At 65.2% G+C, this 22,960-nt stretch carries 23 protein-coding genes; 9 read left to right on the forward strand and 14 right to left on the reverse strand.

All coding sequences use genetic code 11. From position 1 onward, the window contains the following. Positions 1–10: 10 nt before the first annotated feature. From bamB to ndk, 6 genes are read right to left on the reverse strand one after another with little or no spacing between them, the layout of a single operon-like run. Positions 11–1,219, reverse strand: a complete 1,209-nt coding sequence (bamB, locus tag LG380_RS05965; protein WP_225764002.1) for an outer membrane protein assembly factor BamB — start codon at positions 1,217–1,219, stop codon at positions 11–13. Continuing rightward, the gene (locus tag LG380_RS05970; protein ID WP_225764003.1) at positions 1,219–1,860 is read right to left on the reverse strand and encodes a tetratricopeptide repeat protein; all 642 of its coding nucleotides are present in this window, start codon (positions 1,858–1,860) and stop codon (positions 1,219–1,221) included. Before LG380_RS05970 ends, bamB begins: the two co-directional genes overlap by 1 nt. A gap of 60 nt (positions 1,861–1,920) precedes the next feature. Continuing rightward, positions 1,921–2,754: a helix-turn-helix domain-containing protein gene (locus LG380_RS05975; protein WP_225764004.1), complete on the reverse strand. Its 834-nt coding sequence runs from the start codon at positions 2,752–2,754 to the stop codon at positions 1,921–1,923. A 6-nt stretch (positions 2,755–2,760) separates the two neighbouring features. Beyond that, a complete protein-coding gene (gene pilW, locus LG380_RS05980; RefSeq protein ID WP_225764005.1) occupies positions 2,761–3,567 on the reverse strand; it encodes a type IV pilus biogenesis/stability protein PilW in 807 nt (268 codons plus the stop codon). Then, positions 3,554–4,759, reverse strand: a complete 1,206-nt coding sequence (rlmN, locus tag LG380_RS05985) for a 23S rRNA (adenine(2503)-C(2))-methyltransferase RlmN (protein ID WP_225764006.1) — start codon at positions 4,757–4,759, stop codon at positions 3,554–3,556. The genes pilW and rlmN overlap by 14 nt, the downstream gene beginning before the upstream one ends. A gap of 15 nt (positions 4,760–4,774) precedes the next feature. Further along, entirely contained in the window at positions 4,775–5,200 is a 426-nt protein-coding gene (gene ndk, locus LG380_RS05990) for a nucleoside-diphosphate kinase (protein WP_225764007.1), read from the reverse strand. A gap of 231 nt (positions 5,201–5,431) precedes the next feature. On the opposite strand from ndk, the gene LG380_RS05995 reads away from it, so the two are divergent. The 3 genes from LG380_RS05995 to LG380_RS06005 all read left to right on the forward strand — a co-directional run bounded on the left by LG380_RS05995 (position 5,432) and on the right by LG380_RS06005 (position 9,774). Further along, positions 5,432–6,091, forward strand: coding sequence for a TetR family transcriptional regulator (locus tag LG380_RS05995; RefSeq protein ID WP_225764008.1), 660 nt, complete (start codon positions 5,432–5,434; stop codon positions 6,089–6,091). A 27-nt stretch (positions 6,092–6,118) separates the two neighbouring features. Further along, entirely contained in the window at positions 6,119–8,491 is a 2,373-nt protein-coding gene (locus LG380_RS06000) for a 3-hydroxyacyl-CoA dehydrogenase/enoyl-CoA hydratase family protein (protein WP_225764009.1), read from the forward strand. 77 nt (positions 8,492–8,568) lie between these two features. Continuing rightward, complete coding sequence (locus tag LG380_RS06005) at positions 8,569–9,774, forward strand: acetyl-CoA C-acyltransferase (protein WP_225764010.1); 1,206 nt, start codon at positions 8,569–8,571, stop codon at positions 9,772–9,774. Between the two features lie 150 nt (positions 9,775–9,924). Here the strand turns inward: LG380_RS06005 and galU are convergent, their stop codons facing one another. From galU to cmk, 8 genes are all read right to left on the reverse strand, one after another. Beyond that, the gene (gene galU, locus LG380_RS06010; protein ID WP_225764011.1) at positions 9,925–10,800 is read right to left on the reverse strand and encodes a UTP--glucose-1-phosphate uridylyltransferase GalU; all 876 of its coding nucleotides are present in this window, start codon (positions 10,798–10,800) and stop codon (positions 9,925–9,927) included. Positions 10,801–10,805: 5 nt separating this feature from the next. After that, entirely contained in the window at positions 10,806–12,710 is a 1,905-nt protein-coding gene (locus tag LG380_RS06015; protein ID WP_225764012.1) for a nucleoside-diphosphate sugar epimerase/dehydratase, read from the reverse strand. Continuing rightward, positions 12,707–13,696, reverse strand: coding sequence for a glycosyltransferase family 4 protein (locus LG380_RS06020; protein ID WP_225764013.1), 990 nt, complete (start codon positions 13,694–13,696; stop codon positions 12,707–12,709). Before LG380_RS06020 ends, LG380_RS06015 begins: the two co-directional genes overlap by 4 nt. Next, positions 13,696–14,874 (reverse strand): lipopolysaccharide assembly protein LapB, encoded by a 1,179-nt coding sequence (gene lapB, locus LG380_RS06025; protein WP_225764014.1) that lies wholly within the window; start codon positions 14,872–14,874, stop codon positions 13,696–13,698. Before lapB ends, LG380_RS06020 begins: the two co-directional genes overlap by 1 nt. A gap of 6 nt (positions 14,875–14,880) precedes the next feature. After that, positions 14,881–15,174 carry a hypothetical protein gene (locus LG380_RS06030; protein ID WP_225764015.1) on the reverse strand — a complete coding sequence of 98 codons (294 nt, stop codon included), beginning with the start codon at positions 15,172–15,174 and terminating at the stop codon, positions 14,881–14,883. 68 nt (positions 15,175–15,242) lie between these two features. Then, on the reverse strand, positions 15,243–15,548 hold the full coding sequence (locus LG380_RS06035; RefSeq protein ID WP_225764016.1) for an integration host factor subunit beta: 306 nt from the start codon (positions 15,546–15,548) through the stop codon (positions 15,243–15,245). Positions 15,549–15,631: 83 nt separating this feature from the next. After that, a complete protein-coding gene (gene rpsA, locus LG380_RS06040) occupies positions 15,632–17,323 on the reverse strand; it encodes a 30S ribosomal protein S1 (RefSeq protein ID WP_225764017.1) in 1,692 nt (563 codons plus the stop codon). A gap of 195 nt (positions 17,324–17,518) precedes the next feature. Further along, positions 17,519–18,196 (reverse strand): (d)CMP kinase, encoded by a 678-nt coding sequence (gene cmk / locus LG380_RS06045; RefSeq protein WP_225764018.1) that lies wholly within the window; start codon positions 18,194–18,196, stop codon positions 17,519–17,521. A gap of 183 nt (positions 18,197–18,379) precedes the next feature. Here cmk and ykgO point away from each other — a divergent pair, with 183 nt between their 5' ends. The 6 genes from ykgO (at position 18,380) to LG380_RS06075 (ending at position 22,868) form a co-directional block, all read left to right on the forward strand. Further along, a complete protein-coding gene (gene ykgO, locus LG380_RS06050) occupies positions 18,380–18,505 on the forward strand; it encodes a type B 50S ribosomal protein L36 (protein WP_005409283.1) in 126 nt (41 codons plus the stop codon). Positions 18,506–18,636: 131 nt separating this feature from the next. Then, on the forward strand, positions 18,637–18,966 hold the full coding sequence (locus tag LG380_RS06055) for a hypothetical protein (protein WP_225764019.1): 330 nt from the start codon (positions 18,637–18,639) through the stop codon (positions 18,964–18,966). 75 nt (positions 18,967–19,041) lie between these two features. Beyond that, complete coding sequence (locus LG380_RS06060; RefSeq protein ID WP_225764020.1) at positions 19,042–20,082, forward strand: agmatine deiminase family protein; 1,041 nt, start codon at positions 19,042–19,044, stop codon at positions 20,080–20,082. A gap of 135 nt (positions 20,083–20,217) precedes the next feature. Then, positions 20,218–21,102, forward strand: coding sequence for a carbon-nitrogen hydrolase (locus LG380_RS06065; protein ID WP_225764021.1), 885 nt, complete (start codon positions 20,218–20,220; stop codon positions 21,100–21,102). A 9-nt stretch (positions 21,103–21,111) separates the two neighbouring features. Further along, positions 21,112–21,642, forward strand: coding sequence for a GNAT family N-acetyltransferase (locus LG380_RS06070; protein WP_225764022.1), 531 nt, complete (start codon positions 21,112–21,114; stop codon positions 21,640–21,642). A 5-nt stretch (positions 21,643–21,647) separates the two neighbouring features. Further along, positions 21,648–22,868 (forward strand): TraB/GumN family protein, encoded by a 1,221-nt coding sequence (locus tag LG380_RS06075; RefSeq protein WP_225764023.1) that lies wholly within the window; start codon positions 21,648–21,650, stop codon positions 22,866–22,868. Positions 22,869–22,960 lie beyond the last annotated feature (92 nt).

The following is a 22,960-nucleotide window of genomic DNA, read 5'->3' on the forward strand; positions in this document are numbered from 1 at the left end:
CCTTAACTCCTTAATTGCCCAACCGGAAAGCGGTCAGGTCACCATCAACGTTCTGCACCAGCAGAATCCCGTCGGCCACCAGCGGTGGCGCAATCAGACGATCACCGCCAGCCCGGGCGCGGGCAGCCAGCTCGCCATTGTCCAGCCGCAGCCAGTGCAGGTAGCCCTTGTAGTCGCCGACCACGGCGTAGTCGCCATGGATGGCGGCACCGGTCAGCGAACGGCGGGCCAATGCCGGCTGCGACCACATGGCCGCGCCGCTGTTCTTGTCCAGCCCGAACACGCTGCCCTTCTCGTCGGCCACCACGGCCAGGCCCGAGGAAACGGCCACGCCGCCCGCGCCACCGTGGTCACGAACCCACAGCGGACGACCGGTCGGGCCCTCGATGGCCATGGTCTCGTTCTTGAAGCTGCTCACGTACAGGGTGTTGCCCTCGAGCACCGGGGCACCGTCGACGTCAGCCATGCGCTCCAGCTCGGTACGCCCTTCCGGCGTGCCAACCTGCTGGTCCCATACGGTGCGGCCGTCCTGCATCGCCAGCGTGGAGATCGAGCCGTCATCGTTGCCGATGAACAGCACGCCCGGGCCGGCAACCACCGGCGCGTTGCCACGCACGGTCAGGCTTGGCAGTTCGCGCGGATTGAACCAGCGACGCTCACCGGTGTTGGCGTCGAACGCGGTCACGCGACCGTCGTTGCTGCGCACGAAGACCATGCCCTGGCCCACCGCCGGAGCGGAAATCACCTCACCCGGAACCTTGGCGCGCCACTTCTCGCTGCCGTTGCTGGCATCCAGGGCGATCACCTGCCCGTCCAGCGCGCCGACCACGACCAGGCCATCGCCCACGCCCGGACCACCGGACAGGCGCAGCTTGGGCTGCTTCTTTTCCCTGGCCGGCTCGTACGTCCAGACCACCTTGCCGGTCTGCAGGTCCAGCGCATGCACGCCACCGACCACGGCAGCGGCATACACGCGGCCATCGGCCACGACCGGGGCCTGGCGGATGCCGATGCGGCCTTCGCCCTTGCCTACGCTACGCGACCAGACCTTGCTGACGCTGACGCTCGGCTCGAACTTGACCAGCTCCGCCGGCTCCAGCGCCTTCTTGGCTTCCGCATCCTTGCCAGCGAACCAGCCCTTGACCGTGCTGCAGCCAGACAACGCCACGCCCATGAGCATGACCGTGGCCACACGCTTGATCATCACACCCTGCTTCATCAGATCTGCTCCGCTTCAGGATCGGCGACGGTGCCGCCCGCGTCCATCAGTTTGGTTTCCAGCAGGCGACGCTGCGGTGCCGCCGAGTCCAGCGTCACCAGCGCCTTGCTGTACAGCTCGCGGGCCTCGTCGCGCTTGGCCAGCGCCATCAGCGCGTCGCCGCGGATTTCCAGGCTGGCGCTGTCGTCGCCATCCTTGAGCAGCGACAGGGCTTCATCGGCCTTGCCGGTCTCGATCAGGAGACGTGCGACGCGCTGGTCGATCAGGCGCTTGAATTCGCCTTCGACCTTGAGCCCGCGCAACGTGGCGATGGCGTCCTCGTGCTTGCCGGCTTCGACCTGGGCCTTGGCCAGTTCGAGCACCGCCAGGTCGCGGTAGATGCTGGCCTTGCCGGCCTCAAGCGCAGCAACGTCCTTGGCTGCCTGCTCCAGGTTGTCCGAGCGCAGGCTGCGGGTCACCGCGTCGTAACGCTGGTTGGCCTCGGCCAGCTTGGCCACCTGCTGGGTCTGCCACCACTGCCAGCCACTGATCGCGGCAATGGCCAACACCACGCCGCCAAGGATGCCGGCACCATTCTGCCGCAGCCAGTTGCGGACACGTTCACTTTGTTCGTGCTCGTCGAGCAGATCGTCGATCGCCATGCGTACTCTCGCCCCGCCCGACTGGGGGAGCCATTGGAATTAGTTGGAAACAGCCGCGGCTCAGTGCGAAACCGGGACCACCGAACCGTCAGAGGATACCGTAAAGCGTGCGACATTGGCTCGCTGGTACGGGGCCAGGTCAACGGCGGCACCCGCCTGTTGCACCTTGACGGCCGAGGCATTGCCCAGCACGACGCGGGACACCTCGCCCGCCTGGAAGCTGCGCTTCTCGCCGCCACGCACCAACGCTTTCTCCAGCGTGCGGCCGTCGGCGGCGGTGATGTCGACCCAGCTGTCGCCGGTGAAGTCCAGGGTCAGGGCCGCCACGGGTGCTTGGCGGACCGGCGTCATCGAGGCGATGTACGGCGCGGCGGGCCTGGGACGTGCCGGGGCAACGTCAACCGGCGCCTGCGCGATCGCCGCCGGAGCGGACACCGGGCCCGATTCGGGAACGATATCGAGCGAGGCGGTGCTGGGGGCGCGATCGGCGAACCCTCCCTTGGCCGCGTACCAGACCGGCACGGCCAGCACGGCGGTAATCACCACATACAACGCCCGGCGCCCCAGGTTCTCGGCGACGCGACGGATGCGCGGGGTATGCATGTGGCTGACCAGGGCCGGCGTTTCCATCCGGGCAATCGGCGATTGCTCCAGTACGCCACTGATATCCACCCCGAGCAGGCGCGCATAGCTGCGCAACTGCCCTTTCACGAATACCGGCGCGCCCAGCCGCTGCCACTGTTCCTCTTCCAGCGAGCGGACCACCTGCGCCGGCATGCGCAGTTGCGCGGAAACCTGCTCCAGCGAAAGGCCTGCCGCTTCGCGCGCCTGGCGAAGCATTTCACCGCACCCCACTGCAACGTCGAAAGCATTCACAGCTGGATCATTGATCACAATGCGTCAGTCCCGGGCTTTCATGGCTGCGTCCTCAGGAAACTCCTGGCGCAACCGCTGTTGATATCGACTGGCGGCAGCCTTGTCGCCCAGCCTGTCCTCAATATGAACGGCAAGTTGTAACACGGAACGTGACGCAGGCGCAGCCGCCAGTCGCCTTTGTGAAAAAGCGCGCGCCTCGAAAAAGCGACCTGCGTCGAATTCCAGGCGGGCCATCGCCTCCAGCGCCACCGAATTGGCTGGATCAAGTTCCAGTGCACGACGCAGGTCCAGGACGGCACGCTCCACCTGCCCGGCCTCCATCGCGCAGTCACCCGCATTGGCCAGCGCCGCGGCCGGACTTGGGTACCCCGGCGCTGCCAGCGCTCGATCGAACCAGACCAGCGCTTCTGCCGGATAGCCATTGCTACAAAGCCACGCGCCGTAGTTGTTCAGGACAGCGCCCTCGGCGGGAGCCATTTCCGCGGCCTGTCGATACAGCCGCCCCGCCTCGTCGGCCTGGCCACGCTGTCCGGCGATGGTCGCCAGGACGGTGTAGGCATCTGGCAGACGCGGTTCGAGCTTCAGGGCCGTCCGGGCATTGGTCTCGGCCTCGTCCAGTGCGCCCTGGCGCAGGCGATCCACGGCCATGCCCAGCACCTGGCGGAACTTGGTGCGTTTGCGCGACTCGCGACCGTCGTGGACGTCATAGACCTGCGCGACCTGCTGGACCTTGCGGACGCTGCCGGTACGCGCATTCTGCTGCGCGCTCCCGCACCCCACCAGGGTCAGGACCGCGATCGTCAGGAACAGGACGGCGTCAGGCCGCCGCATCCTTCCCATCCCCGCCCTCGAGCTGGCGGCGGAACTCGGCCTGGCGGCGGGTGCGATCCATCACCTGGCCCTTGAGCTGGCCACAGGCGGCATCGATGTCGTCACCGCGGGTACGGCGCACCATCGTCAGCACACCTGCGTCCAGCAGGATCTTCTGGAAGGCGCGGATCTGTTCTTCGTCCGAGCGCTCGTAGCGGGTGCCCGGGAACGGATTGAACGGGATCAGGTTGACCTTGCCCGAGTCCTTGGCCTGCACCGCGTTGTCGAACTGGCGCATCAGCCGCGCCAGCTGGCGGGCATGCTCGGGCTGGTCGTTGATCCCCTTCATCAGGGTGTATTCGAACGTCACCGAGTCGCGCTTCTTGTTGCCGCGCAGGTAGCGCGCACAGGACGCCATCAGCTCGGCGATCGGGTACTTCTTGTTGAGCGGAACCAGCGTCCCGCGCAGTTCGTCGTTGGGCGCATGCAAAGAGACGGCCAGCGAGACGTCGCTCTCCACCGACAGGCGATCGATCTGCGGCACCAGGCCGGAGGTCGAAAGCGTCACGCGCTTGTTGGCCAGGCCGTAGCCCAGGTCGTCGCGCATGATGCTCATGGCACGCACGACGTTGTCGAAGTTCATCAACGGCTCGCCCATGCCCATCATCACCACGTTGGTGAGGCGGCGCATCTGGTGCGGCACGTTACCCAGGTGGCGCGCCGCGACCCACACCTGGCCGATGATCTCGGCGGTGGTCAGGTTGCGGTTGAAGCCCTGGGTGGCGGTCGAGCAGAAGGTGCAGTTCAGGCCGCAGCCGACCTGCGAGGACACGCACAGCGTGCCGCGGGTCTTGTCCGGGATGTACACCGTCTCGATGGCGTTCTTGCCATCGACGCCCATCGCCAGCAGCCACTTGTGGGTGCCATCGGCGGAGGGCTTGTCGAACACCACGTTCGGGACGACGACCTCGGCATGGGCATGGAGCTTGGCCCGCAGCGCCTTGCCGAGGTCGGTCATCTCGTCGAAGTCGGTGACGTAGCGATGGTGGATCCACTTCATCACCTGGTGGGCACGGAACTTCGCCTCGCCGAGGGTCTCGACGAAGAACCGTTCCAGGCCCGCGCGATCGAGGTCGAGCAGGTTCTGCTTGCCAGCAGGCGCAGCCGACTTGGGCAGCGGCTGGATGGCGGGTGTCTGTATGACCTCGTTCACGACTTCACTTCACTCTCAGCGCGAAACCACTTCGGTGGCGGCGAAGAAGTAGGCGATTTCAATCGCGGCATTCTCGACCGAATCCGAACCATGGGCGGCATTGGCGTCGATCGACTCGGCGAAATCGGCGCGGATGGTGCCCGGAGCAGCTTCCTTCGGGTTGGTGGCACCCAGCAGGTCGCGGTGGGCCAGGACGGCGTTCTCGCCTTCCAGGGCCTGGATCATCACCGGGCCGGAGATCATGAACTCGACCAGCGCGTTGAAGAAGGGGCGCTCGCGGTGCACGGCATAGAAGCCTTCGGCCTCACGACGGGACAGCTGCTTGTACTTGGCAGCCACGACCTTCAGGCCGGCCTTCTCGAAGCGGCTGTAGATTTCGCCGATCACGTTCTTGGCAACGGCATCGGGCTTGATGATCGAAAGAGTGCGCTCCAGCGCCATGGGATGTCTCCAATGGATTCGGGCCGCAGGGACCCGAAGGTAACATGAAAAAAACCCGCGCCAAAACGCGGGCTTAGCTTGATAAACGTGCGCGGATTGTACGCCGGCCCGCCGGGTTTGCCCAGTTGCCGGGCGAGCCGGGCCAAGCACAATTCATGCTGCGGCGCACAATGCACCTACGCAACCGGAGGTCTATGATCAAACAATCGTTTGATTGAACCTGTTGCCGCCATGGCCAAAGCCGCCCATTTCTCGACCAAGGACCGCATCCTCGGTGCCGCCGAGGAACTGTTCGCCCAGCACGGCTTCGCCGGCACCTCGCTCCGGCAGGTCACCAGCCAGGCCGACGTCAATATTGCTGCGGTGAACTACCACTTCGGCTCGAAAGAAAACCTGGTCAACGAGGTGTTCCGCCGGCGCATGGATGAAATGAGCAGTGCGCGCCTCGCCCAGCTGGAGAAGGCACGCACGGAGCGTGCTGGCGAGCTGCGCCCGATCCTCGCCGCCTTCGTCGAACCCGCCCTGGCCATGGCCCAGGACCGGCAGAGCGGCGGCGCTTTCGTCCGCGTCATTGCCCGCGCCTACGCCGAGAAGAACGACAACCTGCGCAAGTTCCTCTCCGATCATTACGGCCATGTGCTGCGCGAGTTCGGCAAGGCCATCGCCGCCTGCGTGCCGGACCTGAGCAAGGAAGAGCTGTACTGGCGGCTGGACTTCCTCGCCGGGTCGCTGACCTACGCCATGGCCGACTTCGGCCTGATCAAGCGGCCGGCGGGCGTGACCGAAGCCACCCACCGCGCCCAGGCCGCCGCCGAGCTGATCCATTTTGCCGAGGCCGGGTTCCGCGCAGCCGCGCGGGGCACCCCGTCCTCATCCGACACCACCAAGTAATAGCAGACCAACAAAGGCCCCATTACCATGTCCAATTCCCTGCTAATCCGCCGCGCCGCCGTGCTGGGTGCCGGTGTCATGGGTGCGCAGATCGCCGCCCACCTGACCAATGCTGGCGTCGACACCGTGCTTTTCGACCTGCCCGCCAAGGAAGGTCCGGCCGACGGCATCGTGCTCAAGGCGATCGGCAACCTGGCCAAGCTGAGCCCGGCCCCGCTGGCCTCCAAATCGCTGGCCGCAGCCATCACTCCGGCCAACTACGAGACCGGCCTGGAACAGTTGCGTGACTGCGACCTGATCATCGAGGCCATTGCAGAACGCATGGACTGGAAGCAGGACCTGTACAAGAAGATCGCCCCGTTCGTGAACGACACCGCGGTGCTGGCTTCCAACACCTCGGGCCTGGGCATCAACAAGCTGGCCGACGTGCTGCCGGAGCAGCTGCGCCACCGCTTCTGCGGCGTGCACTTCTTCAACCCGCCGCGCTACATGCACCTGGCCGAGCTGATCCCGGCAAACACCACCGACAAGGCGGTGCTGGAGGGCCTGGAAACCTTCCTGGTGACCAACCTTGGCAAGGGCGTGGTCTATGCCAAGGACACCCCGAACTTCATCGGCAACCGCATTGGCGTGTTCTCGATCCTGTCCACCATCTTCCATACCCAGCAGTTCGGCCTGGGCTTTGACGAAGTGGACGGCCTGACGGGCCCGCTGATCGGCCGCGCCAAGTCGGCCACCTACCGCACCTCCGACGTGGTCGGCCTGGACACCATGGCCCACGTCATCAAGACCATGGGCGACACCCTGCCCAACGATCCGTGGCATGCCTTCTTCAAGTCACCGGCGTGGTTGGACGCCCTGATCGCCAAGGGCGCCCTGGGCCAGAAGACCCGCGGCGGCATCTTCCGTAAGGTCGGCAAGGACATCATGGTCCTGGACGTGGAAAAGCAGGACTACCGCCTGTCCGACCGTGGCGCCGCTCCGGAAGTGGTCGAGATCCTGAAGATCAAGAACCCGGCCGAGAAGTTCGCCCAGCTGCGTGCCAGCTCGCACCCGCAGGCGCAGTTCCTGTGGGCCCTGTTCCGCGACCTGTTCCATTACAGCGCCTACCACCTGGCCGACATTGCCGACACCGCCCGTGACGTGGACCTGGCCATCCGCTGGGGCTACGGCTGGAAGCTGGGTCCGTTCGAAACCTGGCAGGCCGCCGGCTGGCAGCAGATCGCGCAGTGGATCGCCGAGGACATCGCCGCCGGCAAGTCCATGGTCAATGCCCCGCTCCCGGCCTGGGTGCTGGACGGTCGTGACGGCGTGCATGCTGTCGAAGGCAGCTACAGCCCGACCGCCAATGCCCTCAAGCCGCGCTCGGACCTGGCCGTCTACCAGCGCCAGCGCTTCCCGGATCCGGTGCTGGGCGAGCAGTACGACGCCGGCCAGACCGTGTGGGAAAACGAAGGTGTGCGTCTGTGGACCGACGGCGATGGCGTCGGCGTGATCAGCTTCAAGACCAAGCTCAACACGGTTTCCGACCATGTCCTCAACGGCATCCAGGAAGCCATCACACTCGCCGAGAAGCAGTTCAAGGCGGTTGTGATCTGGCAGAACGGTGAGACCTTCTCGGCCGGTGCCGACCTGGCCGGTGCGATGGGCCTGATCAAGGAAGGCAGGATCGATCAGTTCGAAGAACTGGTGGCCAACTTCCAGCGCACCAGCCAGCGCATCAAGTACGCCCTGGTGCCGGTCGTTGCCGCCGTGCGTGGCATGGCCCTGGGCGGCGGCTGCGAATTCCAGATGCATTCGGCAAAGACCGTTGCCGCGCTGGAAAGCTACATCGGTTTGGTCGAGGCCGGCGTCGGCCTGCTGCCGGCCGGTGGCGGCCTGAAGGAATTCGCCCTGCGCGCCAGCCAGGCCGCTGGCAGCAACGGCGACGTGTTCGCCGAGCTGAAGAAGGTGTTCGAGACCGTGGCGATGGCCAAGGTCTCCAACTCGGCGGTCGATGCCCAGGAGCTGGGTCTGATGCGTGCCGGCGACCGCGTCGTGTTCAACGCCTACGAGCTGCTGCACATCGCCAAGGCCGAGGCGCTGGCACTGGCCGAGGCCGGCTACCGCCCGCCGCTGCCGGGCCGCCAGATCCGCGTGGCCGGCGACGTCGGCATCGCCACCTTCAAGATGATGCTGGTCAACATGCTCGAGGGCTATTTCGTCAGCGCCTACGACTACGAGATCGCCGAGCGCATCGCCACCATCGTCTGCGGCGACAAGGTTGACCGCAACGCCGTGGTCGACGAGCAGTGGCTGCTGGAGCTGGAGCGCAAGCACTTCGTCGAGCTGGCACAGCAGGAAAAGACCCAGGCCCGCATCGTCCACATGCTCACCACCGGCAAGCCGCTGCGCAACTGAGTGCGGCAAGAGCTGGCGGCCACCACCATGGCCGCCCTTCCCGCCCCTTGTCCGCACCCATTCGAGAGATTGAACAAATGACCAAGCAAATCCAGGACGCCTACATCGTCGCCGCCACCCGCACTCCGGTCGGCAAGGCCCCGAAAGGCATGTTCCGCAATACCCGCCCCGATGACATGCTCGCCCACGTGCTGCGCAGCGTCGTCGCCCAGGCCCCGGGCATCGATGTGAACCGCATCGATGACGCCATCATCGGCTGCGCCATGCCCGAAGCCGAGCAGGGCATGAACGTGGCCCGCATCGGCGTGCTGCTGGCCGGCCTGCCCAATACCGTTGCCGCCCAGACCGTCAACCGTTTCTGCTCCTCCGGCCTGCAGGCCGTGGCCATGGCCGCTGACCAGATCCGTCTGGGCAATGCCGACCTGATGCTGGCCGGCGGCACCGAATCGATGTCGATGGTGCCGATGATGGGCAACAAGATCGCCATGGCCCCGAGCGTGTTCGACAACGACCACGTCGCCATCGCCTACGGCATGGGCATCACCGCCGAGAAGGTGGCGGAAGAGTGGAAGGTCAGCCGCGAGGACCAGGACGCCTTCGCCCTGGCTTCGCACCAGAAGGCCCTGGCCGCGATCGCCAATGGTGAATTCAAGGACGAGATCAGCCCGTACGAGATCGTCTCGCACCTGCCGGATGCCGCCAGCGGCAAGATCATCACCCGCAACAAAACGGTGGATACCGATGAAGGCCCGCGCGCCGAGTCCTCGCTCGAGGGCCTGGCCAAGCTCAAGCCTGTGTTCCGCAACGGCGCTTTCGGCGGTTCGGTCACCGCCGGCAACTCCTCGCAGATGAGCGACGGTGCCGGTGCGGTGCTGCTGGCCTCCGAACAGGCGATCAAGGACTACGGCCTGACCCCGCTGGCTCGCTTTGTAAGCTTCTCGGTGGCCGGCGTGCGCCCGGAAGTGATGGGCATCGGCCCGATCGAGGCGATCCCGAAGGCACTCAAGCAGGCCGGCCTGAGCCAGGACCAGCTGGACTGGATCGAGCTCAACGAAGCCTTCGCTGCCCAGGCCCTGGCGGTGACCCGCACCTGCGGTCTGGACCCGGACAAGATCAACCCGCTGGGCGGCGCCATCGCCCTGGGCCACCCGCTGGGCGCCACCGGTGCGATCCGTACCGCCACCATTGTCCACGGCCTGCGCCGTCGCCAGCAGAAGTACGGCATGGTGACCATGTGCATTGGCACCGGCATGGGCGCAGCGGGGATCTTCGAATCACTGTAAGCAACGGGTCGTGATCCACGGAAAAGGCGGCCACTGGCCGCCTTTTCTTTTTAGGTTGGGTGGACTTAGTGATGTCCGCCGAGGAACGGCCAGCCAATACCTCGACAAAAAAGGCGGCCGTTGGGCCGCCTTTTTCAAACACGAGCTTGATCAGGAATCGGCCAGCATCTCGCGAAGCTTCTCTCGAGCCGGACGTGCCAGCTTGTCGCTCTCCAGCGCGAAACGGATCGTGGCTTCCACCAGGCCGAGGTGGGTACCGCAGTCAAAGCGGGTGCCCTCGAAGCGGTAAGCGTCCACCGCCTCTTCCTTCAGCAGCGCGGCGATCGCGTCGGTCAGCTGGATCTCCCCGCCGGCTCCGGTGCCGGTGGCTTCCAGCAGTTCAAAGATCTTCGGACTCAGGACATAGCGACCGACCACGGCCAGGTCACTCGGGGCATCTTCCGGCTTGGGCTTCTCGACGATCCCGGAGATGCGCCCCTTGCGGCCGTCAAACGCGTCGGTCGCCACGATGCCGTAGCTGGCGGTCTTGTCATGGGGCACGTCTTCGACGGCGATGACGCTTGCACCCGTCGCCTCGTTGACGTCCGCCATCTGCTTGAGCGCGCCGTCGCCACGGTTCCAGATCAGGTCGTCGGGCAGCAGCACGGCGAACGGCTCGTCGCCCACGATCGACTTCGCGCACAGCACGGCGTGGCCCAGGCCCAGCGCCTCGGCCTGGGTGACGAAAACCGCACGCACGCCCTTCGGCAGTACATCGCGGATCAGGTCAAGCTGTTCCTGCTTGCCGGCCTTCTCCAGCTTCTGCTCGAGCTCGTAGGCCTTATCGAAATAATCGGCGACCGCATGCTTGTAGCGGTTGGTAATGAAGATCAGGGTGTCGCATCCTGCTTCGATCGCCTCATCCACCGCGTACTGGATCAACGGCCGATCAATGATCGGCAGCATTTCCTTGGGGACGGTCTTGGTCGCGGGCAGGAACCGGGTGCCCAGCCCCGCGACAGGAAATACTGCTTTACGGACTCGCATGCGTTCTAAATCCTCTTCGCTTCTCGTGCAGGAAAGGGAACCACAGTAGCCGAACGATCGTCCCCGACATGTGACACCGGATGGAACTCCGGCATCGTGGCAAACAGGATCGAGCTCATGGCCTGGATGTCGTAGGTCGCCACCGCCTCGCGCAGCTTCGGAAGGTTGGTCAGCACCAGATCCCGGGAGAATGCCCGCGCTCCCGCCTCCAGTATCTTGGGATGGGCGGTTGGCCGATAGTCCTCGTCCGGGTAGAAGAGCGTTTCGTGCAACTTCTCGCCCGGGCGCAATCCGGTGTAGATGATAGAAATGTCCCGGCCCGGCTGCTTTCCCGCCAAGCGGATCATTTGTTCGGCGAGCACGCGGATCGGCACCGGCTCGCCCATGTCCAGGGTATAGACCGCGCCACGGGAGGCAGACGCTGCAGCCTGGAGGATCAGCTGGCATGCCTCGGGGATGGTCATGAAGAAGCGCGATACTTCGGGATCGGTAACCGTCACCGGCCCGCCCCTGAGTATCTGCTCACGGAAAAGCGGCACCACTGAGCCCGCGGAGTCCAGCACGTTGCCAAAACGCACCGCAACGAAACGGGTGGCACTCGCCTTCTGGTCCAACGCCTGGCAGATCATCTCCGCATAGCGCTTGGTTGCACCCAGTGCATTGGCCGGTTCAACGGCCTTGTCGGTAGAAATGAAGACCACGCTGGCCACTCCCGCCTCCGCGCAGGAGCGCGCCACGGTTTCCGTTGCCAGAATGTTGTTCTTGACTGCCGCGCGCAGTTGGCTTTCCAGCAACGGTACCTGCTTGTAGGCCGCGGCGTGGAAGACCGCATCGGGACGCGACTGCTTCAGTGCATGCTGGACAAGGGCAGGATCGCCACAATCGCCGAGCACGCAATCGACCTGCAGGTCAGGGAAACTGCGCTTCAGCTCGCCATGGATCTTGAGCAGAAGGAACTCGCTGATCTCGATAAGCATCAATCGCCCGGCACCGTGACGAGCGCACTGCCTGCACAGTTCCGAGCCGATCGAGCCGCCGGCGCCGGTGATCAGGACAGTGCGACCGCCCAGCCACCCACGGATCAGGGTCCAGTCCGGCATGATGGGCTTGCGGCCGAGCAGATCCTCGATGGCGACTTCCTTCAGTTCGCCCGGAAGCGAGTGGCCCTCAAGGATGTCATGCAGCTTCGGGACCGTGCGGAACGGGAGTCCGGTACTTTCGCAAATACCCACTACCCGCTGCATCCCAATGGCATCTAGGGTGGGGATCGCGATCACCAGCAATTTCGCCGCGGTCTCGCGCGCAACCAATCCCGCGTCATCCAACGTGCCAAGGATCGGCAGCCCTTGGAGCTTGGCTCCGTGCAGGTGTGGGGAATCGTCAAGGAAACCCACTGGTTGGTAGTTCCCGGACCGGCGCAGGTCGCGTACAAGCGCCTCTGCAGCCTGTCCAGCCCCGAGGATCAAAACCCGCTGCGCCCCGATATTGTTCTGCAGCGACTCGTGATCCTTCCAGGCCCGGTACAGCAGCCTTGGCGTACCGAGCAACGCCGACAAGGCGAACGGGTACATCACAAGCACTGAAAGCGGCACCCCGTCGAAACGCTTGTAGGCCAGCGCAAGAACGATGGCCACCAAGCCAATGAAGCTGGCTTTAAAGATGTTCATCAGGTCCGCGACGCTGGCGAAACGCCACAGGCCGCGGTACAACCCCACCCGCCAAAAAACAATGCCCTGAACGGCGAGCACGATGAGGGTGTCGATGTTCATCAGCGGCAGCGCTGGGGCGGCCGGCATCAGGGCGAAACGTCCGGCATGCAGCAGTTGCCAGCATGCCCAGACCATCGTCAGGTCATGCAGCACGATAGCCATGCGGGGGGCGGTTGCCCTGATACGTTCCCGGAAACTCATGGAGTACTTCCCTTTGATTCAAGATTCCTGCGCATGACCCACCACAGGACGGTGGCCACTGCTATCCATGCAGCCGCCGCCAGCGTGGCAAATGCCACAGGCGGACGGTATGCCACCAAGAATCCAGCGATTGTAACGCTAGCGACACTGAATACAGCATATGCCGAAGTTATAACGGCATGGCTTGAACCAACTTGAACAAGTCGTTGGTAAAGATGTTCGCGATGCGCTTCCATCCATCGCTTGCCGGAAAGCATGCGGGACATCAGCGTGAAGCTGGCGTCCACAAGAAATGCCGTCATCGGCATCACTAGCACCAGCCAGTTGAGCTCCGTGGTCAGGGTCGTGAGCGCCAAGAGAGCCGCAAGGGCATAGCCCAAGGCGCCGCTTCCCACGTCCCCGAGGAATATCCGTGCTTTGGGAAAGTTGAATGGCAAGAAACCCAGGCACGCTGCGGCGAGTATCCAGCCGATCCAAGCAAGGCCGACCGGTAGCGCCAAGGCCAGGGCGGTGGCGACAAGGATCGCCTGGGTCACCGCTAGGCCATTGATCCCATCCATGAAATTCCAGATGTTGATCAGCGAGGCTGTAAACACCGCCACGAGCACCGCATGGAACGGCCCCGCGCCGGCTCGCCAGAGCATCAGCGCAAGCAGCGCCGAGGCTGAAGCGTGCACAGCCAACCTCAACATTGCAGGAAGGGGCCGATGATCATCCCACCAGCCGATACCCGCCACCATCGCTAGGCCCACGGAGAAGCCACCCGCGTAAAGGGCTTGAGCCGGCCAGATGCAGGCTGCGGCCGCACTGGCCATCAACAGGACCAAGACGATCGCCACGCCCCCTCCCCGAGGAGTCGCAATCACGTGGCTGCGCCGATCATCCGGGTGGTCCAGCAGATTACGGCGCAGCGCGTAATGTCGCGCAAGGAAGGTGAACAGCGAGGCGGCCAAGACGGCCCCCGACAATACCAACGCCAGCGGCATCACAGAACCGCGAAATTGAGCAGGGGCTTGACCGAGCCCCACTCCTTGCAGCTCGGGCACTGCCAGTGATGGGTGCGGGCACCAAAGCCGCAGCGCGTGCAGCGATAGGCCGGGTTGCGCACCAGCAGCTGGTCGGTGATGTGCTTGAGGTCATGCAGCGTGGCAGTCGGGTCGGCGCCCTCGGCCAGGGTCAGGTCGATCAGGGCGGACTCGCCCCGAACAGAGGGACGATCCTTGAGCTGGGCCCCCAGATAGGCGCGCGCCGGGGCGACACCTTCCTGCTCCTCCATCAGCCGGGCCAGCGCCAGTACCGGGGCAATGCCACGGTAATGTTCGGTCATTTCCGACAGGAACGCCCGCGCACCGGCGATGTCGCCGACCTTGCGGTAGTTCTCCAGCAGCTTGGGCAGGATCTCGGGCAGGTAATCCGGATCGTTGCGGGCGGCCCGTTCGAACGCGCGCACGGAGGCCTCGGCATTGCCGGCGTCCGCTTCCAGGCGCCCTTCCAGGATGCCCGCGCGCACGGACATCGCATCGGCCGCGTAGGCGCGGGCGATGGCCGCCCTGGCCTGCTCGATCTCGCCCGCGCTGCGCAGGCGCTCGGCCAGTTCGCATTCGAACTGGCCAATCAGCTTGCCCATTGGCTCGCCGGTGACTTCCTCGTACCGGGTGGCGTTGTCGATTGCCTTCTCCCAGTCGCGCTCGGCCTGGTAGATACCGATCAGGTGCTTGAGCGCCTGCGGGGCGCGCTGGTCGATCTGCGCCAGGTCGGTGAACACCGTCTCGGCACGATCCAGCAGGCCGGACTTCATGTAGTCCTCGCCCAGTGCAAGCAGGGCCTGTACGCGCTGGGCGTCACTGAGGTCCATGCGCCCCACCAGCCCCTGGTGCAGGCGGATGGCACGGTCGACCTCACCGCGGCGACGGAACAGGTGGCCGAGCGCAAGCTGCGTCTCGAAGGTCTCCTTGTCCAGTTCGGCGATGTGCAGGAACAGCTCGATGGCCTTGTCAGGCTGCTCGTTGAGAAGGTAGTTCAGGCCACGGAAATAAGTACCCGACAGCCGGCTGACCTGGGTATCGCCATGACGCTGCCCGCCACGACGACCGATGACCCAGCCGCTCAGCGCCGCCAGCGGCAGGAACAGGAAAAACCAGAACCACTCGGAAACGAATTCCATCGGCGATCAATGTCCGTCAAAAGGATTGGGGATGGGAGCGGCAACCTGCGCCTGGTCGCGGACCTGCAGCGCCTTGTTGGCGCGACGCAGACGTGCGTAAAGCGGAATGACCACTCCTGCGGCCACCAGTGCACCACCCAGCAGGGTGCCCAGCACCAGGGAAACGATAATGGCGATACCCGACGTGGTGCGCAGCGCCCAGAAGCCGAGACTGACCTCGATGCTGTCGGAATTGAGCGAGCCGACGACCAGCCCGCCTACCAGCACGGCCAGCAATATCAAAAGGCGCACGACCTTCATGCGGAAACTCCAGTTCGGAAGCGGGAAGCTTATCCGACCAGGGAAACACCGTCTGGTGCCCTGCTGGATCAGCCTTGGTCTTCTTCCAGCGGAACCACGTCGCTGACGCGTTCGCGCAATTCCTTGCCAGGCTTGAAATGCGGGACATGCTTGCCCGGCAGCGCGACCGACTCACCGGTCTTGGGATTGCGACCCAGCCGCGGCGGACGGTAATGCAGCGAAAAACTGCCGAATCCACGGATCTCGATGCGGTCGCCGCCGGACAGCGCGCCACCCATCATCTCCAGCAACGACTTCACGGCCAGATCGACATCGTCCGACTTCAGATGCGCCTGTCGGCGCGCCAGGATTTCGATCAGCTCGGATTTGGTCATTGGGCTCTTCCTGGACTCCAACCCTGAAGCGGCCCGGACAGGGTCCGGGCCGCTCAGGCAAAACAACTACAGCGAAAGGCCGATTACTCGGACTTGTTGCCGTTCAGCTGCGCACGCAGCAGCGCACCCAGGCTGGTGGTACCGGTAGCGGCTTCGGTCGAGGTCTTGTTGAACTCGGCCAAGGCCTCCGCGGTCTCGGCTTCATCCTTGGCCTTGATCGACAGCTGCAGGGTACGGCCCTTGCGGTCCATGCCCACGAACTTGGCTTCGATCTTGTCGCCGACCTTCAGGTGCTGCGAGGCATCGTCGACGCGCTCGTAGGCGATGTCGCGGGCAGCGACGTAGCCTTCGATGCCATCGGCCAGCTCGATCACGGCGCCCTTGGCGTCCACTTCCTTGACGGTGCCTTCGACCTTGGTGCCCTTCGGGTTGGCGGCCATGTACTGGCCGAACGGATCCTGCTCCAGCTGCTTGACGCCCAGCGAGATGCGCTCACGCTCCGGATCAACGGCCAGCACGACCGCATCCAGGGTGTCGCCCTTCTTGAAGTTGCGCACGACGTCTTCGCCGGTGGTGTTCCAGCTGATGTCGGACAGATGGACCAGGCCGTCGATGCCGCCGTCCAGGCCGATGAAGATGCCGAAGTCGGTGATCGACTTGATCTGGCCCGACACCTTGTCGCCCTTCTTGTGGATCGCAGCGAAGGTTTCCCACGGGTTGGCGGCAACCTGCTTCATGCCCAGCGAGATGCGGCGACGCTCTTCGTCGACGTCCAGCACCATCACTTCGACTTCGTCACCCACCTGCACAACCTTGGACGGGTTGACGTTCTTGTTGGTCCAGTCCATCTCGGACACGTGCACCAGGCCTTCGACGCCCGGCTCGATCTCGACGAACGCGCCATAATCGGTGACGTTGGAGACCTTGCCGAACACGCGGCTGTTGGCCGGGTAACGACGGGCGATGTTGTCCCACGGATCCTCGCCCAGCTGCTTCAGGCCCAGCGAGACGCGGTTGCGCTCACGGTCGAACTTCAGCACGCGCACGTCCAGCTCGTCGCCGACGTTGACGACTTCGGACGGATGGCGCACGCGCTTCCACGCCATGTCGGTGATGTGCAGCAGGCCATCGATGCCACCCAGGTCCACGAACGCGCCGTAATCGGTCAGGTTCTTGACGACACCCTTCAGGATGGCGCCCTCGACCAGCTTGTCCATCAGCTGCTCGCGCTCTTCCGAGTGCTCGCTCTCGACGACAGCGCGGCGCGAGACCACGACGTTGTTGCGCTTGCGGTCCAGCTTGATGAGCTTGAACTCCAGCTCCTTGCCTTCCAGGTAGGCCGGGTCGCGCACCGGGCGCACATCGACCAGCGAACCCGGCAGGAACGCCCGGACATCCTTGATGTCGACGGTGAAACCACCCTTGACCTTGCCGCTGATGCGGCCGGTGATGGTTTCGTTCTTTTCCAACGCTTCTTCCAGCTCGTCCCACACCATCGCGCGCTTGGCCTTCTCGCGCGACAGGACGGTTTCGCCGAAACCGTTCTCGATCGAGTCAAGGGCGACCTTGACCTGGTCGCCTTCGGCGACGTCGATCTCGCCAGCGTCGTTACGGAACTGTTCGATCGGCACGATGCCTTCGGACTTCAGGCCGGCGTTGATGACGACGACGTCGCCGCGGACTTCCACGACGGTGCCGACGACGATGGCGCCGGGCTTCAGCTTGGCCAGGTTGGCTTGGCTGGCTTCAAACAGTTCGGCAAAAGATTCGGTCATTAGATTTACTCTGTTGAACACATGGGTCGGTCGCTCCCTCGTGGAATGCGTACCGCCCGCCTGTTGGTCGACCCCGGTAAAGCAGGTCGTGTGTGGATTGGAAAAATCCGCCACGCATCATTGCGCGACGGAGCCTTTGTTGCCTTGCGTTACGCGACGCACTCCAGTGTTCCGGAGGCTCTCCTGCAGGATGGATCAGGCACCCGAAGTCGGGATCAGATCCAGCACCCTGGCAACGACTTCGTCGATGCCGATACCACTGGTGTCGATGAGGACGGCATCGTCTGCCGGCTTCAGGGGCGCCACTGTGCGCTGTGCATCACGGGCGTCGCGGGCCATGATCTCGCGCAGGAGGTCGTCAAAGTTAACCGAAACCCCCTTGTCTTTCAACTGCTTATGCCTGCGCTGGGCGCGCTCCTCGGCACTGGCGGTCAGGAACACCTTGTACGGCGCGTCCGGGAAGATCACCGTGCCCATGTCGCGGCCGTCGGCCACCAAGCCCGGTTCGCGCCTGAATGCGCGCTGCCGCTCCTTGAGCGCGGCACGCACCTCGGGGATCGGCGCAATGGCCGATGCGACGGCGCCGGCCGTTTCCAGCCGCAGCTCATCGGTGGCATCCACGCCGTTGACCAGGACCCGCAGGCCCTGCTCGCCCTCGACGAAGTCCACCTTGGTGTCGAAGGTGCAGCGCACCAGCGCCGCGGCATCGGACATGTCCAGGTTGGCCCAGCTTGCCGCCACTCCCACCGCCCGGTACAGCGCACCGGAATCAAGGTAATGCCAGCCCAGGCGGCGCGACACGATGCGGCTTACGGTACCCTTGCCGGCCCCGGACGGGCCGTCGATGGTGAGTACGGGAGGAAGCTGGGACATGGGTTTCCTTGCTGTGGGGTACGGCCATTCTAGCCCCTCCCGGCAACCGCTCCCTGGATCCCTGTGCGCAAGCAGTTGAAAGCACGGCGAAAAGCCGGGTAGAATGGCGGGCTTGAACGAGCGTCAACCTGCATCCTGCGGCAACGCTCCCTGAGAATTCCAACGTTTACGCCGAGGTATGCCATGAAAGTCCTGTCCTCCCTGAAGTCGGCGAAGGCCCGTCACCGCGACTGCAAGGTCGTTCGTCGTCGCGGCAAGATCTTCGTGATCTGCAAGTCGAACCCGCGCTTCAAGGCTCGTCAGCGCTGAGCCTGGTCGGCCGACCGGCCGCCACTGGATCCCAAGGGCTCCAGAGCTTCTGACAGAAAGCCGCCTCCGGGCGGTTTTTTGTTGGCGTATTCTTCCGCAATCGCCAATTCGTGCACTGGGGAGTAGTGACCATGAAGCGTTTCCTGTATGCCCTGCCGCTGATCGCCCTGCTGGGTGCCAGCACCGCCGCCCAAGCCGACACCTTGCTGATCGACCGCAGCAAGGAAAAGCCGGCAGTTGCCCTTCCCGCCCGCGGCCAGACCATGGGCCAGGTCGAAGCGACCTTTGGCGCCCCGACGCAGCGGCTGGAGCCACGTGGCGGCCAGAAGCGCCAGTGGCCGACGATCCATCGCTGGGTCTACCCGGCCTTTACCGTCTACTTCGAGAAGCAGCGCGTGATCGACGTGGTGGCCAACCAGGCCAGCCCGGAAGAAGTCGGTCCGAAGCCGCCGATCCGCTGACCCGGACCCGGGGAGCCCCACGCGCTCCCATTCCCCCGCCGCGCGCCCCGGCGCGCGACATCCAATCTGGTGAAAATGAACGACACGCTCCGTTTTCCGGCCGAATGGGAATCCCAGTCTGCCGTGCTGATTGCCTGGCCCCATGCCGAGACCGACTGGGCCGAGCGCCTGGCCGAGGTCGAGGAAACCTACATCGCCCTGGTCGCGGCCATCACCCGCTTCCAGCCGGTGCTGGTCTGCGTGGCCGATGACGACCTGGAAACCTACGCGGAGATGCGCCTGCGCTCCAACCGCGTGGACATGGAACGCGTGCATTTCGTCACTGCCGAATACGACGACACCTGGTTGCGCGATTCCGGCCCGATCACGCTCAAGCGCGGCGATGGCGGCTTCCGTCTGCTGGATTTCCGCTTCACCGGCTGGGGCGGCAAGTTCGAGGCCAGCCGCGATGACCAGCTGGTCGGCGTGCTGCATGCCAGCGGCGTGTTTGCCGGCACTACCGATGTGGAAAGCATCCCGTTCGCACTCGAAGGCGGTGCCATCGACACCGACGGCGAAGGCACCCTGCTGACCACCTGGCAGTGCCTGCACGAACGCCATCCGCAGCGCTCGCGCGAATCGCTCGAGTACGACATGGCCCGCTGGCTGGTGCAGCAGCGCGTGTTGTGGCTGGACAACGGCCACCTGGAAGGCGACGACACCGACGCCCACGTCGATACCCTGGCCCGCTTCGCTTCGCCTGACAGCATCGTCTACCAGGCCTGCGATGACGCCAGCGACTCGCATTACGACGGGCTGCAGGCGATGGGCCGCGAGCTGGCGGCCCTGCGCACCCGCGACGGCCGCCCGTACCGCCTGTTCCCGCTGCCGTGGCCGCAGCCGGTGCTCGATGAGGGCCGCCGCCTGGCGGCCTCGTACGCGAACTTCCTGATCATCAACGGCGCGGTGCTGATGCCGGCCTACGGCGATGCCGCCGATGATGCGGCCCGCGATGTGCTGGCCCAGGCCTTCCCCGACCGCGAGATCGTGCAGGTGCCCTGCCGGTCGCTGATCTGGCAGAACGGCAGTCTGCACTGCATCACCATGCAGCTCCCGGCGGGTCTGCTGGCCCGTTGAGCAAGCGGGCGGACGCAAGCCGAGTTCACCCTGCCCTGCACTCCCCCGTCGCCCGCGACCCGTTCAGCGGGCAACACAGTGAGTGCGCACCGCACGCGATAACATCCCTCCTTTCCCTGCAGGACCCGCCACCGGATGAGCAGCAAAACCCTATCCGTCGCCTTGATCCAGGAAATCAACCACGGCGATGCCGAGGCCAACCTGGCCGTCATCGAATCGCGCGTTGCCGAGGCCGCCGCACAGGGTGCGAAGCTGGTCCTGCTGCAGGAGCTGCACAACGGCGCCTATTTCTGCCAGCACGAATCGGTAGGCGAATTCGACCTGGCCGAGCCGATTCCCGGCCCCAGCACCGAACGTCTGGGCGCGCTGGCGAAGAAGCACGGCGTGGTGATCGTGGCCTCCCTGTTCGAGCGCCGCGCCGCCGGCCTGTACCACAACACCGCCGTGGTGTTCGAGAAGGACGGCACCCTGCTGGGCAAGTACCGCAAGATGCACATCCCCGACGACCCGGGCTTCTACGAGAAGTTCTACTTCACCCCGGGCGACATCGGCTTCAAGCCGATCGACACCTCGGTCGGCCGCCTTGGCGTGCTGGTGTGCTGGGACCAGTGGTACCCGGAAGCGGCGCGCCTGATGGCGCTGGCCGGCGCCGAGCTGCTGCTGTACCCGACCGCCATCGGCTGGGATCCGGATGATGCTGACGATGAGAAGACCCGCCAGCGCGATGCCTGGGTGCTGAGCCACCGCGGCCACGCCGTAGCCAACGGCCTGCCGGTGCTGTCGTGCAACCGCGTCGGCCATGAGCCCTCGCCGCTGGGCGCCTCGGGCATCCAGTTCTGGGGCAACAGCCACGTGCTGGGCCCGCAGGGCGAGTTCATCGCCGAAGCCGGCACCGAACCGACCGTGCTGGTGTGCGAGGTCGACCTGCAGCGCAGCGAGCACGTGCGCCGCATCTGGCCGTTCCTGCGCGACCGCCGCATCGACGCCTACGGCGACCTGCTCAAGCGCTACATCGACTGAGAACTCCCGATGGCCGTGCACATCCGCGACGCCACGCCCGACGACATCCCCGCCATCGACGCGATCTACGCGGTGGAGGTGCGGGACCTGGTCAACACCTACGAGTACGAGGTGCCGGACGAGGCGGAGATGCTGCGGCGGATGCAGGCCATCACCGGCTCGGGGTTTCCCTACATCGTCGCCGAGGTCGAGGGGCAACTGGCGGGTTATGCCTACGCCGGTTCCTACCGCACCCGCATCGCCTACCAGTGGACCGTGGAGAACTCGGTCTACGTCGACGCCCGCTTCCAGGGCAAGGGCGTGGGCAGCGCGCTGATGCAGGCGCTGATCGATGCCTGCACCGCACGCGGCTACCGGCAGATGGTGGCGGTGATCGGCGAGCCCTCCAACACCGCCTCGATCAGGCTGCACGAGCGCTTCGGCTTCCACCTCGTCGGTGTGTTCAAGGGCCTGGGCCGCAAGCACGGCCGCTGGCTGGACACGGTGCAGATGCAGCGCGCGCTCGGCGAGGGTGCCGACAGCGCTCCAACCAATGAGTAACCCCCATGAGTGACATGCAGCCGGCGTCCGGCGAAGAACTGTTTGCCGGCCAGCCGGTGCGCGTGGTCGAGCGCGATGGCGTGCGCTACACCCTGCTGGGCACGGCCCACGTCTCCCATGCCAGCGTGCAGGCGGTGGAAGCGGCGATCGACAGCGGCCGTTTCGACGCCGTGGCGGTCGAGCTTGATCCGCAGCGCCTGCAGGCACTGAACGACCCGGACACGCTGGCCAAGCTCGACCTGGTGCAGGTGATCCGCAGCGGCCGCGTCGCGCTGTTTGCCGCCAACCTCGCCCTTGCCGCCTACCAGCGCCGGCTGGCCGAGCAGCTCGGCATCGAGCCGGGCGCCGAGCTCAAGCGCGCCGTATCGCTGGCCAATGAACGCGGCCTGCCGGTGCACCTGATCGACCGCGAGGTCGGGCTGACCTTCAAGCGCGCGTCGCGGAGGCTCGGCTTCTTCGGCAAGCTGAAACTGGTTGCCGGCCTGGCCGGCGGACTGTTTGCCTCCGAGGATGTCGGCGAGGACGAGATCGAAAAGCTCAAGCAGGGCGACATGCTCGAGGCCAGCTTCGGCGAATTCGCCAGCGAGAGCCCGGCCCTGTACGAGACCATCATTGGCGAGCGCGACCAGTACATGGCCACGCGCCTGCGCGAGGAGCACAACCCCGCCCAGCGCGAAGTCCTCGCGGTGGTCGGTGCAGGCCATCTGGCGGGTCTGGCCCGGCACCTGGAAGACGATATCGAAGCGCCGGGACCGTTGCGGCAGCAGCTGGAAGAAGTCGCCAGCAAGCGCAACATCCCCTGGATCACCCTGGGCATCCTGGCGATCGTGCTGGCCGGCATCGGCATCGGCTTCTGGCGTGGCGGCCTGGGAATGGGTGGTGAGATGCTGGCCACCTGGGCGATGTTCACCGGTGGACTGGCCGGTCTGGGTTGCCTCCTGGCAGGAGGCCATCCCTTGAGCATCCTTACCGCCATCGCGGTGGCGCCGTTCAAGCCGTTCCGCCTCAGCATCCCGACCGGCGCCTTCGCCGCACTGGTGGAAACGCGCCTGCGCAAACCGGCCTACCACGACTTCCTGCAGCTGCGCGACGATGCGCAGACGCTCAAGGGCTGGTACCGCAATCGCGTCACCCGGGTGGTGCTCACCTTCATGCTGACCAATCTGGGCAGCATGCTGGGCCTGTGGCTTACCGGCTTCACCGTCTACGGCAAGCTGGCCGGCTGACTGCGGTCACGCAGACTGGGTTGCCGTGACCGCACGGCGCCTGGCCGGACCCACAGAATCTGGCGTCCGCGTCCCGCTCCTCCAGACACGGG

This window comes from Stenotrophomonas sp. Marseille-Q4652, assembly GCF_916618915.1.
Taxonomy (GTDB): Bacteria; Pseudomonadota; Gammaproteobacteria; order Xanthomonadales; family Xanthomonadaceae; genus Stenotrophomonas.